5 protein-coding genes are annotated in these 17,741 nt (G+C 53.3%); 4 read left to right on the top strand and 1 reads right to left on the bottom strand.

All coding sequences use genetic code 11. The annotated features are described in order from the left end of the window. Positions 1-102 precede the first annotated feature (102 nt). From PRUB_RS04415 to PRUB_RS04400, 4 genes are all read left to right on the top strand, one after another. Entirely contained in the window at positions 103-1,476 is a 1,374-nt protein-coding gene (locus PRUB_RS04415; protein ID WP_010383855.1) for a hypothetical protein, read from the top strand. A gap of 301 nt (positions 1,477-1,777) precedes the next feature. Further along, positions 1,778-2,239, top strand: a complete 462-nt coding sequence (locus tag PRUB_RS04410; RefSeq protein ID WP_010383853.1) for a GNAT family N-acetyltransferase — start codon at positions 1,778-1,780, stop codon at positions 2,237-2,239. A gap of 119 nt (positions 2,240-2,358) precedes the next feature. After that, positions 2,359-4,446 carry a TonB-dependent receptor gene (locus PRUB_RS04405; protein WP_010383852.1) on the top strand — a complete coding sequence of 696 codons (2,088 nt, stop codon included), beginning with the start codon at positions 2,359-2,361 and terminating at the stop codon, positions 4,444-4,446. A 173-nt stretch (positions 4,447-4,619) separates the two neighbouring features. After that, positions 4,620-16,337 carry a non-ribosomal peptide synthetase gene (locus PRUB_RS04400; RefSeq protein ID WP_010383851.1) on the top strand — a complete coding sequence of 3,906 codons (11,718 nt, stop codon included), beginning with the start codon at positions 4,620-4,622 and terminating at the stop codon, positions 16,335-16,337. A gap of 153 nt (positions 16,338-16,490) precedes the next feature. Here the strand turns inward: PRUB_RS04400 and PRUB_RS04395 are convergent, their stop codons facing one another. Next, on the bottom strand, positions 16,491-17,723 hold the full coding sequence (locus tag PRUB_RS04395; protein ID WP_040644610.1) for a lysine N(6)-hydroxylase/L-ornithine N(5)-oxygenase family protein: 1,233 nt from the start codon (positions 17,721-17,723) through the stop codon (positions 16,491-16,493). Positions 17,724-17,741: the final 18 nt, after the last annotated feature.

Raw genomic sequence — 17,741 nt, 5'->3', positions numbered from 1 at the left:
ATTTTTTAATGAATTACTTGGTCGCAAGGCTTGCGATCTGTTTTGTGATATTATAACATTTCCATATTGTTATGATATAACGTTTGTTGTAGGGTAGTATTCATGATTTTCAGAGCAAAGGTCCTGGCAGCGGCAGTATCAGCCGTGTTGTTGTCTGCATGTGGTGGTACAGAGCACAATGTAACACGCACAGCACAGCCAGCCATCGCTGAAGAAGCAAAGGCGACAGAATCTGAAAAAGAAGCAGATCATGACGAGCATGACCACGATGAGGGCGTGACCGATGTTGCTGGTCGTCTGGTGGTTAGTAGCGCTAACAGTAATGTACTGCATGTTTACTCAACCTCAGATCAAGCGTTGATTGAATCTATTGGCCTGACGCATATACCTGATTATTTATATGGCTCAGAGGGTCACCGTTATGCGATTTCTGTACAACGTGCGGATGGCATGGTGGAGTTCTTAGATGGTGGTTTATACCAGGAAGCGCATGACGATCATTTCCATGCCCATCAGGACGCACCAGCAGCGGTGTCCTTCCATCTTGAATCGGTGAAACCGACTCATGTCACGGTCAATGAAGGCGGTATTGTGGTCTTCTCTGATGGCGACGAGGCAAGCCAGCAAAGCGCTTCCGTTGCGGTCTTTAATGAGTCGCACATCAGCGGACAGAACACAGAAGTTGCGGTGCTGGAGTACAGTACCCATATGCATGGCGCAGCCCAGGCACGCGGTGAGTACCTGATCAGCACATTGCGCGACAGCAGCAGTGAATCAATACTGCCTTCTCAAATTGGTTTATTCCATGCGCATGGTGACCATTTTGATAGTGAAAAAGTCTTTGACGTAAGCTGTCCTGGTCTGCATGGCAGTGCACAGAATGAAGAAACAATCGTATTTGGTTGTGCTGATGGTGTGGCCCTGATCACCCAAGGAGGCCAGGCCTTCAGTGCAACCAAAATCGCAAACCCAGAGAGCTTTGCTGAGGGTCAGCATGTTGGCGCTTTGAAAGGTCATCATCATAGTGACCAGTATATTGCGAAAGCCGGTGCTCAGTTATTTATGCTGGATACACATGAGGCTGAGTTTGAAGCGTTGGAGTGGCAAGTAACCAATGACCATAGCATCAGCCATTATGGGTTCAGTGCCAGCGGTGAGCACATTATTGTCATGGATAGCGCAGGCAAGCTAAATGTCTTTGCAGCGCACGGCCATGATGGTGAGCATCACTGGGAAGCCGAGCATGAAGTGATGGTTAGTGAGAGCGCATTGGTCACCGGACAAAGCTTTTCACTGGCACTCTCTCAGGCTGAAGAGGCGGTATTTGTCAGCGACTCGGCGAATAAACTGATTAAGAAATTTGATTTGGAAGCCGGTGAATGGTCACAGACCTTTGAGCTGGATATTGTTCCAAGCAAGCTAGTGTGGCTGGGGATCGCCAAAAGTGAAGCGGCGCACGACGAGCATGAACACTAATACCAATTTGCTTAATTAAGTGTTCCATTTTGAGGCGAGGAAATATCGTCGATAACAAGGCAAAAATTTTGCTATTTAGTTGCTCTAAATGAGAAATTTTTAACACCGTTAGCGTCATATTTGCTCCTTCAAATTGAACAGGTATTAAGTGAAATTGGTAAATTTTGCCATAACCTTTTTTGTAGTGTTAGTAAGCCATCTCGGGTCAAACCAGGTGGCTTTTTTCTTGCCTGTAGATTGGCACTGGGACCTATTTGTGAGACGCTGCCTGCTATCTATAAGATAGTAAACAGGACATATCATGCAGATCCGCATCGCAACCCCAGAAGACCTGCCTATTTTAAGTCAGTTAGAGCAAGCCGTGATTGCTGCTGAGCGACCCTTTAATAACGCCATTAAACCACAGGGGGCCCGGTATTATGATTTGCCAGCGCTACTTACCTGTCCTGACAGCTTGCTCGTTGTCGGAGAGCAAGACGGCAAGATAGTTGCCACTGGCTATGTACAACATCGGGTATCGAAAGCCCAGCTGGCACATGAGCGCCATGGTTATCTGGGCTTTATGTATGTCGATCCCGATTATCGTGGTCAGGGCCTGAACCAGGCGATCATGACACACCTGATGAACTGGAGTAAGCAGCAGGAGATCCGTGACTTTTACCTGGATGTTTACAGTGATAATCAGGCCGCGATACGGGCCTATGAGAAAGCGGGATTCAGTCCTTGTTTGCTGGAGATGAAAGTTCATCTGAGTGAGGAATAGGGAAAGTTATTTCCCAGTTTGTGACGGTTACATTATCTTTTTGATAATAATTATTATTTTTACTAAATTTGCTGATTTTTGCGTCGTCTGGTTGTCGGAAATACAACTAGGATGAAATCATGAACAAACTCAAATACGCCATGCTGCCGCTCGCCCTTGCCGTTTCACAAGCCGTTATGGCTGACGATGACGCTGAACTGAAATCAATTGAACAGATCGTGGTATACGGAGAAAACAAACAAAACTCTCTGAAAAACACCACCTCTTCGATCGCTGTGATTGATGAAGAGCAGCTGAAAAACGGTCAGCACAGTTCTTATCTGAACGCGCTGCAGGGGATTGCCAACGTGATTGTCACGGGCGGCCTGCCGTCAATCCGAGGTCAGGAAGGGCAAGGTGTTGCTGATGGGTTTAGTTCGTTTTCGTCGGGTGCTAAACCGCGTATTTCTATGATGCGTGACGGGGTGGCTGAGCCATTCGTTGCGAAAGTGAGCGGTGATTTGGGCTTGTGGGACGTGGAGCAAATTGAAGTACTCCGTGGTCCTCAGTCTTCTAACAGTGGCCGTAACAGCATTGGCGGTATCGTTTACATCAAAACTAAAGAGCCGTCACTGACGGATCTGGAAGCCGCAACGCGCATTGGTTATGCCAATCAGGATAGTCAATATGAATACGCAGGTGTGGTATCTATTCCACTGATTGAAGACCAACTGGCGGTGCGCACCAGTGTGCAACATATCGAGGGCGAAACCTATCTGAACTTTGTTTACGATCAGGGCTATCCATTTGATCCTAAAGATTATGACAATACTCGCACCGACATTAAAGTGAAGTGGCAACCAGCAGGCATTAACGGCCTGGACATGCTGCTCCACTATGTTGATAACGCTGAAACGGGCGAGCGTCAGTGGGGCTTTGAAGGCCCGGATCTGGACGCGCATTTAGTCACCAGTGAGTACGGCCGGGATCCGGCAACGGGTGAGCGCGTGCTGGTTGGTTCATATGCCCGTGACAAACGCACCGATTATGAGCGCTGGTCACTGCGCACCCGTTATACAATAAACAGTGCATTTAATTTTGAGCTGATGATCTCAGACTCAGACTACGACTATGTGTTTGAGCAGTACCCAACCTACTGGCATGTGAGCATGGCCGACGGTGGTCGCACCTATGATGCGAAAGTGTCTTATGATGGCGGTGAGCGCGTCTCTGGTTACCTCGGCTTCTACTACAATGAGCGTGATCAGCAGTTTATCCGCCAGGATTGGTATGATGGCTATGATGACAGTGACTCAAAAGCCATTTATGGTGAGTTTACCTTTGCTGTGGGCGAGCGCAGTCGTCTAATCGCCGGTGGTCGGGTTGAAGAAGAATCCCAGTATCGCGTATTTAATGGCTTTGGCGGACCTGTGACAGGGCTGGGTTTTACACTGGATGTCGATAACCGCATTTATCTGCCAAAAGTGGCGTTCCTGCACGACCTGACCGAAGATACCACACTGAATGCCAGCTTCAGAAAGGGCTACAGTTCAGGCGGTGGTGATTTCCATTGGGGCAGCATGAGCAACTACATATTCAAGCCTGAGTATGTGGATACCTTTGAGCTTGGCGCTCGCTCTAGTGTGCTGGATGGCCGCATGAACCTGGCAGCCAACGTATTCTACAATGATTTTACGGACTACCAGTTTAATGGTATCGCGGAAAGTGGCCTGGCGCGTGACTATAAAGTGATCAACCTGGGTCAGGTTACCAGCTATGGTCTGGAAACAGAGGTGCGTTTTGCCGTCAATGATGAACTCACGTTGTCGGCCAGCCTGGGTCTGTTGAACAGCACCATTGATGAAGCCAACGAACAAAACCGTGCATCGGAAGGGTTAGACCTGCCGAAGGCGGCGGATGTGACGCTGGGTCTGGGTCTGGAATACTGGCCAACGGATAACATTCAGCTGACGGCCCGCAGCAATTTCGTTGGGGATTACTACAGCAAACTGGGTGGTAAGGCAGAGCAAATGGTGGGTGATTACACACAGTTCCACTTCTCTGCGGCCTATATTGCCGAGCAGTGGCGTGTCAATGCTTACATTAACAACGCCTTTGACGAGGAAGGGGTGATTTATGGTGAGCGTGATGCTGGCACTGGCCAATACCTGTATGGTGACCTAATCGACCCTCAGACTGTGGGTATTTCCTTTAATTACACTTTGTAATTCAGATCCGAATTCAGGTGTCTGTGAGCACGGGCACCTGATTTTAACGCCACGATTTATCCGCACTCACCCGGTTTATACTATCTTTGCTCGCGCACTGGATTTTTACCTCTGACATTCGTCTAGCAGTCATATTTTGAAATCAGAATTTAACTGACTGCAGTGGAGCCAGAATGTCACAGCAAAGACGCACCAGACGAAACCGTGCAATGTCCTCTCTTTCCGCCCAGGATCAACAAAAACTTCAACAGCGTATCAGTCAGGCCAGCGAGTCATCTGGTCAATTGACGGTGCAGCTTGAGCCCGGCGAGCAGGTGCCGTTGACGGCCGCGCAGCAAATCTTGTGGTATGCCTGGAAGCTGGCGCCGCATGACGCCTCTTATAATCTGGCCGGGGCGCTGCATTTTCAGGGTACACTGGATGTGGCCAAGGTGAAGACCGCATTCGAAGCTTTGCAGGCTAAGCACAGTGCTTTACGGATCCGGTTTGTTGAACAGGACGAGCAAGTCTGGCAGCTGGATGGTCAGCATCAGACAATCACCGTGGCCCAGCTGAGCCCTGCTACAAACGGCCAGGATCCAATTCGTCAGTTTGTTGAGCAGCCTTTTGATTTGTGTGGCGATCCTTTGCTGCGCATCGCCATTGCGCAGGAACCAGGGCGTGCCAGCCTGATTGTCACCATGCATCATATCATTACCGATGGCACCTCAATGCAGCAGTTGCTCAATGAGTTTGTGTCCTTGTATGCAGGAGATGTCAAAGAGGCAGCGCCGGTGCCAGGTTTCCTGGAATTTGCCAAGTGGCAGCATCAGCAGGATCTGGATGCATTGCATAAGGAACAGCTGGCTGTATGGCAGCAGCATTTGACTGATTGCGATGAGTCACTGCGCTTACCTGCCAACAATCAGCAGCGTCATAATCCTCCATATGAAGTCGCGTTTGAAACTCAGCAGATCCCCGCGACGTTGTGGCAAAAAATCAGCACTGTGGCCGGTCAGTATCAGATCACCCCTTATTTGCTTTTGTTGAGCGCATGGCAGGTGCTACTGGCCCGACTCAGTGGCAGCCAGACGATCCGCGTTGGCGTGCCAATAGCCAATCGCCATCGCAGTGAAACCCAGAATGTGGTGGGCTATTTCGTTAATACTCAGGTCATGCCGCTACAGCTGGACGACACGGACACCTTTGCGCAGTTGCTGGAAAAAAACAGGGTGATGAGTGGGGTTGCCCAGAGTAATCAGGACTTACCTATCGATCAGCTGGTCAGTGCCCTCAAACCGGCACGCCAGAGCGGTGTGCACCCGATCTTTCAGGTGATGTTCAATTATCTGCGTCGCGACAAGCGTCAGTTCAGTCAGGTGGCCGATCTGAACTTGCTCAATACCCAGATGTATCGATTTGGTATGCCCTTTGATCTGCAACTGGATGTGATTGAAGATGTCAGCGATGGCACCAGCCTGAATCTGGTGTACGCCAGCGATTTATACGGCCAGGAATTTGCGTTGCAGTGTCTGGCCCAGCTCAGGACCTTACTGGAAGCCTGCCTGAACGAGCCTGAGCAACCTGTTTATACTCAGCCAGTGCTGGTACAGCAGGATGTTGCACAGTTGCTGCTCCAGGGCACAGGCCCGCAGGGCTTTGAATACACTCAACCTGTGACCAGCCTGATCAGTGAGCAAAGCGCACGGACCCCGCAGGCGGTGGCATTGCGTTTTGCCGGGCAGAGTCTGAGCTATGAAGAGTTGGAGCTGCGTACGAACCAGCTGGCGCATTATCTAAATCAGCGCGGGATTGGCGCGGAAGACAAAGTAGCACTGGTTTTCGAGCGCAGTCTGGAGATGGTGATCAGTATTTTGGCGGTCGTGAAAGCCGGTGCGGCCTATGTGCCTCTGGAGCCCTCATTGCCTGAAGATCGCATCGCTTATATTGCCAGTAGCAGTGGGTTGGCACTGTTTCTCGGAGACGACTCTCTGCATCGCTTCGATAACCTGGATGAGCAGGTTCAGCGGGTGCACTACCAGTCGGTGACACTGGCGGATTATCCGTCACATTTACCTGTCCATGACATTGCCCCGACACAACTGGCATATGTCATTTATACCTCAGGCTCAACGGGCAAACCCAAAGGGGTAGGTAACCAGCACAGTGCTATCTATAACCGTATCGCCTGGCAGCAGTCGGCTTATCCGATTGGCCCAGACGACAAGGTGTTGCAAAAAACCCCATTTGGCTTTGATGTGTCTGTGTGGGAGTTTTTCTGGCCGCTGATGTACGGCGCCGAACTGGTGATCGCCCAGCCGGGTGCCCACAAAGACAGCAGCCAGCTGCTCGATACCATTAATCAGAATGGTGTCACCACCTTACACTTTGTACCTTCTATGCTGCAGGCTTTTATTGGCCATGAGCAGGTACACACCGCTACCAGTATTCGTCGTATTCTGTGCAGTGGTGAAGCGCTGCCCAGCGAAGTGCAGGCGCAGGCACTCACTAAACTGCCACAGGCCAAACTCTATAATTTGTATGGTCCGACCGAAGCGGCGGTGGACGTCAGTCACTTTACCTGTCATGGCGATCCAGCCTTGCCGGTACCTATTGGAGCGTCAATTGCGGGGATCCGTTTATACGTGTTGGATCAGGCGCTGAACCTGTGCCCTCAGGGCGTGGCGGGCGAGCTGTACATTGCCGGTGACGGTCTGGCTCGGGGATATATGAACCGTCCAGATCTCAGTGCAGAGCGCTTTGTTGCCGACCCGTTTATGGACGATGGCAGCCGTATGTATCGCAGTGGCGACTTAGTATGCTGGAATGGAGCAGGTCAGCTGGATTACCTGGGCCGGATTGACCATCAGGTTAAAATTCGTGGTTTTCGGATTGAGCTGGGCGAAATCGAAGCCGCACTGTACGCCATCGACGGAGTACGTGAAGCCGTCGTAGTGGCCGCTGGTAGCGGTGCATCTCAGCGTCTGGTGGCTTATGTGTCGGCCATCTCAGACACGACTCTGGACGGTCAGGAGCTGAAACTGGCGCTGGCTGACAGCTTGCCGGACTATATGGTGCCTGCTGTGATTATGGTGCTGGCCACGCTGCCGCTGAACAGTAATGGTAAAATTGACCGCAAGGCCCTGCCGGCGCCTGATGCACAACAGAGTGTGGCGTACCTTGCACCGCAAACACCGCAGCAACAGCAGCTGGCTGAGATCTGGCAAACCGTACTGGGTGTTGAGCAGGTTGGCAGACTGGATAACTTTTTTGCGCTGGGCGGCGATTCCATCAGTGCTCTGAAAGTCATTGCGCTGAGTAAAAAGCGTCAGCTGGCCGTGGATATTCAGAGTGTTCTGAATGCCCCCACGCTTGAGGCCCTGGCCAACAGCCTGACGGATGTGACAAGTGTGGTGGAGATTGCGCGTCAGGAAAGTACGTATTCGGGATTATCGTTTGCGCAAGAGCGGCAATGGTTCCTGTGGAAACTGGACCCCGGCAGCAGCGCCTATCACATTTCTGGTTCGCTGCATCTGAGTGGTGAGCTGAATACCAGTGCGCTGCAATATGCCTTTGACCATCTGCTTGCTCAGCATGAAGCGCTGCGCACCGTATTTGTTGAGGATGACGCGGGCACAGTGTGTACTCAGGTGCTATCAGAGGGCGAGTGTGATATTCGCTATCAGATACCTGAATCTGACGTCGCCCGCGCTGAGTTTAAGCAACAGCTGGTATCGACACCGTTTGATTTGACTCAGGGACCATTATTGCGGGTGGGCGTGATTGCCGATGCCGCACAGCAACATGAGCTGGTGGTGGTGATGCACCATATTATTTCCGACGGCTGGTCGCTGAAACTGATTGTGGCCGACTTTGTGCGGGCCTACGAAGCAGCATGTGCGGGTGAAACCCTGAACCTTGTACCGCAGGCATTGCGATACAGTGACTTTGCCGCCTGGCAGCGTGACTGGCTGGCCGCTGGTGAAGAGCAAAAACAACTGGCTTACTGGCAGGCTCGACTGGGTGATGAGCACACCCCGCTGGCACTGCCGGCGGATTTGAATAGTGAGGATGACAGTCAGCGCAACCAGACGCGTTCGGTACGTTTGTCCAGTGCGCAGCGTCAGACGCTGAGCGACTTTGCCGCTTTGCAGGGCGTAACCCTATTTAATGTCCTGATGACGGCCTGGCAGGTGCTGCTGCACAAGTACAGTGGTCAGCGGACAATCCGTGTTGGTATGCCAGTGGCCAACCGTCATCACAGCGGCACGCAGGATATCGTTGGTTTCTTTATTAATACCTTAGTGATAGATGCGCAGATCTCTGCGGAGCTGGCGCTGGGCAATGTCATGACGCAGGTTAATGAAGCACTGCGCGGCGCGCAGGCGCACCAGGACCTGCCATTTGAAAAGCTGCTCGACCACTTATCGCTGGAGCGCGATCTGGGCGCATCGCCACTGTTTCAGGTGTTGTTTAACCACCAGCGCCTCGAAGATGGCGCATTACGTCAGTTTGCTGGTCTGAGTGCACAAGAAGGGGAAGCGCCCACTGGGGTGGCACAGTTTGACCTGGTATTGAACTCTTTGGAACGTGAAGATGGCACCCTGGAACTGGCGCTGGATTATGTGGTGAACAAATTCAGTGCAGCCCGGATTGATGCCCTGTTGTCTGGTTTGCAGTACGTACTGACGGCTATGCAGACCGATTTACAGCAGCCTGTCGGCGGGTTAAACGTTTTGCCACAGGCGGAACAGGATCGTCTGACGCCTGCACAAGCTCTATATCAGGCACAGAGCCTTCCCGTTGCTGACATTGCAACGCAAATCCAGCAGCAGGCGCAGCGTACTCCAGATAAAGAAGCATTGAGTTTTGATGGGCAATCCCTGAGTTATGCTGAGCTGGAATCACGCGCTAACCAGTTTGCTCAGTATCTGCGAGAGCAGGGCGTCGGCCATGAATCGCGTGTTGCGGTGGTGTTCTCCCGTCATATCGATACGGTTGTGGCGTTCCTGGCGGTACTTAAAGCCGGTGGCTGTTATGTCCCTGTGGATGCGCAATTGCCATTAGAGCGGGTTGGAACCATCGCGGGGCAGTGCAGCCTGACTGTTTGTGTGGGCTATGCCCTGAGTTCGGTCTACCCGGCGGCGCTGGTGTATCAAAGCAGTCTCTGCGCGCATTACAGCGTAAGTGCACCGCCTCAGTCGCGTCATCCGCAGCAGCTGGCTTATGTTATCTACACCTCTGGTTCGACCGGGACGCCCAAAGGCGTGGCGGTCTCAGATCAGGCGTTGTTGAGCCACTGTGCGGCGGTGCAGTCTTTGTATCAATACCAGGCAGAAGATCGCTGTGCCATTTCGGTATCATTTGGCTTTGATGCGTCCATTGAACAGCTATGGGGGCCGCTGCTGGTTGGTGCCACTGTGGTGCTGGATGAATTTAAACTGCTCAGCGAGCAGGAGTTGAACGACTTTATTACGGCGCAGCGCATTACCGTGGCGGGCTTCACGCCGGCGTATATTCAACAGTTTGACACCTTACCCGCGCAACTGCGTTTGTGTATTGTGGGTGGTGAGGCCTGGTCAGCTCAGCACTGTCAGACGCTAATGACAAGATTGCCGCAGACTCAGTTTGTCAATGCTTATGGTCCGTCAGAAACGGTGATCACGCCGCTGGCCTGGACTCAGGTGCAGGGCAGTGAGCTGCAAGGCGGGTATGTGCCACTGGGTCAGCCCATTGGTCAGCGCGGTATGGTCATTCTCGATGACAGCCTCAATATGCTGCCCTACGGCATGACCGGTGAGCTGTACCTCAGCGGGGTGGAAATGGCGCGAGGTTATCTGGCACAACCGGGCCTGACGGCCGAGCGCTTTGTAGCAAACCCGTTTGCTGACGATGGCTCACGCTTGTATCGCACTGGCGATTTGGTGCGCTGGAATGCACAGGGTCAGCTTGAATATATGGGCCGCTGTGATCATCAGTTAAAGATCCGTGGTTATCGGGTTGAAGCCGGGGAGATAGAAGCGCGCTTGCTGGCTCACGAAGAAGTGGAAAAAGCCATTGTGGTGGCCGATGAGTCGCTGGGCTCCACGCGCCTCGTAGCCTACGTCAGTGGCCGTGCTGAACAAACGCCACAGGCCGACGTGCTGAGCGCGTCACTGGCCGAGCAATTGCCTGATTATATGGTGCCCAGTGTGATTATGGTGCTGGAACGCATGCCTTTGACCCACAATGGTAAAATTGATCGTCGTGCTTTACCGCAACCACAAAGCAGTCAGCGCGCTGATGCCTTGCCACCGCAGGGGCCACAGGAAGTGTTATTGGCAAACATTTGGCAGCAGTTGCTGAATTTGGCGTCGGTTGGTCGCGAGGATAACTTCTTTGCGCTGGGCGGCGACTCTATCCTGAGCTTACAGATCATTGCCCGACTGCGACAGCAAGGGTATGCCCTGAGTGCTAAGCAAATCTTTACCCATCAGACCATTGCTAAGCTGGCGCCACTGATGACTCGCATTGAAGGCGACGCGCAGGCACAGCAACAGGTATCCGGCGAGGTTGCCTTATTGCCTATTCAGCAGGCCTTTTTTGCGCGCACTATGAGCAACCAGGCACACTGGAACCAGTCGGTAATGCTGGAGCTGGATGCCCCGATCACACAGCAAACTCTGTTGACACAGTTAGCGTCGTTATTGCGTCATCATGATGCGCTGCGTTTGCGTTATCAGCAGGACGAAGCGGGTCAGTGGCATCAGCGCTATCGTGATTTTGACTCGACCATGGCGCAACAATGTTTGTGGTATCGCGATGCCAGCGTGGATGAGATCACGCTTATCGCAGAGCAGGCGCAGCGCAGTCTCAATCTGCAAGATGGTCCCTTGCTGCGCGCCGTTCATTTACGTCTGGATGATGGCAGCGCTCGTCTGTTGCTGGTGATCCACCACCTTGCCGTGGATGGGGTGTCCTGGCGTGTATTACTTGAGGATTTCACTACGCTGTGGCAACACCCAGAGGCAGAATTGGGGGCCAAGACCCACAGCGTGCAATTCTGGGCAAAACAGTTACAAAGTTATCCGGCGCAACACGCCGGGGAATTCGACTGGTGGCAGCAACAGGCGACAACGCCCACTATACTGCCTGAGTTAAACCCTGCCGGCAGCCGCCTGTATAAAGATGTTGAGCAGGTCGAGGTCATGCTGGACCCTGCACTGACTCAGGCGCTTTTGACTGAGTCAGGCCAGGCTTATCGCACTCAGGTCAACGATTTACTGCTCAGTGCGCTGAGTGAGGCTTTATACCGCTGGACCCGGCAGGACGTGCACACCATTAATCTCGAAGGGCATGGTCGTGAACCCTGGCGTGAACAGGTTGACCTGAGTCGTACCGTGGGCTGGTTTACCAGCCTGTTCCCGGTGACTCTGACACGTCACGATACGCTGGCCGAGACTATCAAACACAACAAAGAACAGTTGCGGGCGATACCAAACAAAGGCATTGGCTATGGTGCATTTCGCTATTTTGGTTCTGCTGAGCAGCAGACCATCTTGGATACACAGGGACTGGGCGAGATCGAGTTTAATTATCTGGGGCAGCTCGATAGTGCCGCAGATCAAGCCGGCAACTGGCGCCCGGCTGCTGAAAACAGCGGTATGACCCTGGACCCTGAATATGTGATGGATACCGAGCTGTCTATTCTTGGTCAGGTACTGGGCGGACAGTTGCAACTGCGGATCCGCTATGTGCCTGCACGCCTGCCAGCGCATGCGGTGGCTCAATTTGCCGCGCATCTCAAGCAGGCTCTTACTGAGTTGATTGGCCACTGTGGTGACACGCGTGCCACCCTGACGCCTTCCGATCTGCCCCTGAGTGGACTGACGCAGACACAAATAGACAAGCTGCCGCTGGCACATGAGCACATCAGTAACGTGTATCCGCTCTCGCCAATGCAGCAGGGCATGCTATTTCAGAGCCTCTATCAGGGGGGCGAAACCTATATTAACCAGAGCTGCTTTATGGTCACGGGTCTGGATGTGGCACGCTTCAAAGCCGCCTGGCAGCAGGTCATTGAACGTCATGATGCATTGCGTACCGGATTTGTCGATGTCGATGGTATGTCGTTGCAATATGTCGCCAGCTCAACCGAGCTTGACTGGCAGACGCTGGATTGGCGTGATCAGGCCGTCTCTGAGGCGGCACTGAAAGCATTTGCCAGACAGGAATCGTGTCGTGGGTTTGATCTGCAAAACGACCCTGGATTAAGCAGAATGCGTATCATCGCGCTCTCAGATGGCCGCCATGCTTTGATCTGGACCATGCACCATATTTTGACTGATGGCTGGAGCCGCGCCGCCATGCTGGGCGAGGTACTGATGGCTTACGAAGGGCAAACATTGCCACCGGTGGCGGGTCAGTACGGCGATTATATCGGTTACCTGGCGCAACTGGATGAGGCGCAGAATCGTGCTTTCTGGCAGCAACAACTGGCGCCATTGCATGAACCCAGTTACCTGAGCGGCACCCTAACCAAGCCTCAGCATGGACAGTTCGGTGGCTTTGATGTGAGCCTGTCAGAGGCTGAATTTACGCAGTTGGTGGCATTCTGTCAGGATCTTCGTATCACCCAAAATACCTTAGTGCAGGGCGCCTGGGCGCTGCTGCTCAGTCGTTACCTGGGCCGCGACACCGTGTGCTTCGGTGCTACGACTTCAGGCCGTCCGAACGATTTGGCCGGTCATGACGCCATCCAGGGCATGTTCATCAATACGGTGCCTATGGTCACATCGGTGGACCCTGCCCAGTCGCTGAATGAGTGGCTACACACCCAGCAAACAACGGCGTTGGCGGTGCGTGAGCATGAATTCACGCCCTTGTATGAAATTCAGAAGCTGGCAGCACAGTCACTGGAACTCAGTCGAGAAGGCCTCTTCGATACCCTGTTAGTATTCGAAAATTACCCAATTGATGAGGCGATGCTGCAACAGGAAGCACGCCAGACGCGTTTTGAAGTACTGGAAGACCGTGAAGAAACTAACTTCCCGCTGACCATCAGTTTTATTCAGGAAGACACCTTGCGACTGCACTTCAGCTATCAGGGAAGCGAGCTGGCCGAAGCGGATGTAAAAGCACTGGCGGAACAGTACAAAACACTGATCCTGGCTATGTTGCAGACACCACAAGCGCGTTTGTCTGAGTTTTCACTGGTCAGTGAGACACAGCAACAGGCATTGCAGACGCTGGGCTTTGGTGAGTCCATCACGCCGCTGCATCCGGGGGCTGTTGAGCCCATTTATTTACTAGGCGGTGAAGTGCCTCAACCTGGAGCAACGCAATATCAGGATGTGGTGTCAACGATCAACCGCCTGGCAGAGCTAACGCCAGATGCTGACGCGGTGATCTGTGATGGTCGCAGCTATAGCTATAAAGCCTTGGCGGACAAATCCAGTCAGCTGGCACACTATCTGCGCGAACAGGGCGTCCAGCCTGAGCAACGCGTCGGTGTGGCGCTGGCGCGAGGCATTGATTTACCACTGGCATTTCTGGCCATTCTCAAAGCCGGGGCGGTGTATGTGCCGATGGATCTGAGTTATCCGCAGGAACGTCTGGCCTATATGATCAAGGACAGTCAGATGAGCCATATCCTGGTCAGTGATAACAGCCTCGACGACATTGCCGATTCTGCCACTTTGCACCCGTTTGCTGACATTAAACTGAGCGAACAATGGCAGCAGCCAGCGGTATGTCCGGCGCAGGGGGCATATCTGATATACACCTCGGGGTCGACGGGTAACCCTAAAGGGGTGCTGGTCAGCCGGGCTGCTATCGCGGCACATTGTCGTGGCATTGGTCGACGTTATGAAATGCGTCCAAGTGATCGCGAACTGATCTTTATGTCGTTCTGTTTTGACGGTGCACATGAGCGCTGGTTGACCGTACTGACTCATGGTGCGGCTGTGGTGATCCGCCCTGAGCGCCAGTGGGACTTACACGAAACCTATCAGAATCTGCATCAGCAGCAGGTGTCTATTGCTGTATTCCCGCCGGTGTTCCTGCGAGAACTGGCGGCCCATGTTGAGCAGGTGGGCAACCCGCCGCCGGTCCGGGTATATTGTTTTGGTGGCGATGCCATGCCGCAGGCCACTTTTGAGCTGGCTCAGCGTGTGCTGCAACCCGACTTCTTCATCAATGGTTATGGCCCGACAGAAACGGTGGTCACGCCACTGACCTGGAAAGCTTTGCCTGGCAGTGAGTTTGATGCGGTCTATGCACCCATCGGTGAGCTGGTTGGCCAGCGTCAGGCCTGGCTGCTCGACAGCCATCTTAATCTGGTGTTGCCAGGACAGGTGGGTGAATTATATCTGGCCGAAGAGATCGGTCTGGCAAGGGGCTACCTGAATCGTCCTGACCTAACCGCCGAGCGCTTTGTGGCCAATCCATTTGCCAACGATGGCAGTCGCCTATATCGTACCGGCGATTTAGTGCGCTGGAACGAGCAGGGGCTGATGGAATATCTGGGCCGTACAGATCATCAGGTGAAAATTCGCGGTTTCAGGATTGAGCTGGGTGAAATTGAAACCCTGCTGCGCAAGCGCCCGGAAGTACGCCAGGCTGTGGTGGTGGCAGATGATACGCCCAGTGGTAAGCGCCTGGTGGCCTATGTCAGTGGCCATCAGGACAAGCAGCCGGATGAAGTTGCACTCAAAGCCATGCTGGCGGCCAGTTTGCCGGATTATATGGTGCCTGCGGTGATCATGACACTCAGCGACTTGCCGCTGAACAGCAACGGTAAAATAGACCGTAAGGCGCTGCCGAAGGCCGAGCTACAGAGTGAAGTCAGTTATGTGGCGCCACACAATCAAAGCGAAGCTTTGATGGCACAGATTTGGCAAAGTGTGCTGGGTGTGGCACAGGTCGGGCGTCGGGATAATTTCTTCGCACTGGGTGGTGACTCCATTTCCGGGCTGAAAGTGATCAGCCTGTGGCAGCAACGCAGCGAACAACCGCTGGCGCTCAAGCAACTGTGGCAGGCGAGTGATTTGGCGGCGCTGGTGGCGACTATGCAAAACGCTGATAATTCCGTGTTGCAGCCGTTGAACCCACACACGGACAATGCCGATACCTTGTATTGCTTCCATGAAGGCAATGGCCTGACTGCACCATACCGCCCGCTGGCCGAGCAACTGACGGGTCAGTTTAACTGTGTCGGGGTCGCCCCGGCGGCGAACCTGTCAGACATCAACGGCCTGACGGCGCTGGCCGAGCATTACGCTGAGCTGCTGATGGTGGCGCAGCCGCACGGGACTTTCCATCTGATGGGCTGGTCACTGGGTGGCGCACTGGCAGTGTTGGTGGCTCGTACGCTAAAAGCACAGGGACGAACTGTCCGTCAGGTATATCTGGTGGACAGTTGGAACCCGTGTAGTGACTTTGCCGCCACGCAGCTGAGTTGGTCAGACTGGGCGCTGGAGTGGATTGGTGGGGCTGTCCAGCCGGTCGACACGGTATTGCATCAGACGTTTGTGGCTGAGCTCACTGTCGCCTTACAGCAAGACCTGAAGGATGCCGATACACTGGCAACCTGGCTGGTGGCACATCGTACTCGCTTTGCTGAACTGTTCAACGAAGAGTTACTACTGCTGCCTGCGCAGGAGCTTTGCAAATTGCTATCCGATGGGTATGAGCTGTATCGACTGGCTCGGATGGAGCCGACAGAGCGTCAGCCGGACTATGCGCTGGACGGCGTGGCTGAACGGGCGCACGCCTGGTGGTCAGCGGATGCTGAGCCTGCTGCGACAGCGGCCTATCAAACCATGCTGGGCAGCACAGTGACGGCGAGCCATACAGAGGATGATCACCAGCAGATCATTCGTGCTGCAGCGGTTCAGACCGACCTGATAGCCAAACTCACTCAGCGGGACTAACCCTCCCGCAGATCGCTAAAAGCCGCTGTATAGCGGTTTTTTTATGTCTGACAGGCAACGCGAATATCAAAAAAGGGAAGCAGTGCAACAGGCGTGGTAGAGGATGGGGAAAAGCAACACGGGCTTCGCAGTGGAAGCCCGTTTGCAGGGAGATTATAGCTCGAGCGCGTCGACAATCTCTGCAGAGCGCACTGCCAGAATAGACAGCAGCGAGTCGCTGATCCCGTGGGTTTGCTCATTCACACCCTGAGTGAAGATCTTGGGCTTGAACTGGTCGCTGGTTTCGAGCTGATATTGGCGCGTGATGTTAGGTTGCAACCACTCGCTCACTTGCTCAAGCAAAGGTGAGCGGCTTGGGTACTGGTAGCCTGTGGCCAGCACCAGCTGATCGTACTCAACCTGGCTGACACCATGGACACTTTCCAGTTCCAGTACCACTTTGCCCTGGGCATTGATGCTGGCGCCATTGACACTGGTGCGGTTGCGAATAGCCAGTCGATCTGTGCCGTTAAGCTTCTGTTGATAGAGGCTGGCGTAAATGTGGTCGATCAGCGGCTCATCCACTACTGAATAGTTGGTGCTGCGGAATTCATTGAAGTAACGATCTTTTTGTTCAGATGACTTGCTGAACACCACGTCAGTAAAGCTGGGATCAAAGATCTCGTTCACAAACGGGCTGGAATCGGCCGGCTTCATCGCACCAGCGCGCATGATCATATCCACAGCTGGTTGCTCGGTCATCGCAGCCAGATCAGCGAAGATCTCGGCGCCACTTTGGCCGGCTCCGATCACGGCGACGCGATCACCGTCTTTTACTTTATCTTTGTTATGCAGATACTGTGATGAGTGCCAGACGTTATCGGCATCCTGAAGTGCGCTAAACGGGGCTGGCACTTTCGCCGAGCCACCCACACTGACCACCAGGTGCTTGGTCAGGCGAACACTTTGCTGTCCTTCATTGTCGCGGCTGATCACTTTAAGGTGATCAACCTGACCGTCCAGTAACACCGGCTCTACGCCACATACCTGCTCACCAAAATGACAGTGATCACGGAAATGACTGGCTGCCCAGCCAAGGTAATCGTTAAATTCGTGTCTTGACGGGTAGAAGGTTTTCAGGTTGATAAAGTTGTCGAGGCGCTTGTTGTGGTGCAGGTAGTTAATAAAACTAAAGTGACTGGTAGGGTTACGCAGCGAGACCAGATCCTTTAAGAAGGAGATCTGCATCGTGGTGTTGTCCAGCAACATGCCGCCATGCCAAAGAAAATCCTGTTGCTTTTCGATAAAGCAGACTCGATCGCTCAGTTTGTTTTGCTCCTGAAGGGCGATTGCCAGGGCCAGGTTGGCGGGACCAAATCCAATCCCAATCACGTCGTATAGTTTCATTGTTTTGCCTTTGATTAC

The organism is Pseudoalteromonas rubra (genome assembly GCF_000238295.3).
Lineage (GTDB): Bacteria > Pseudomonadota > Gammaproteobacteria > Enterobacterales > Alteromonadaceae > Pseudoalteromonas > Pseudoalteromonas rubra.
Note: the sequence above shows the minus strand (reverse complement) of the source record. Positions and strands in the feature narration are given on the sequence as shown.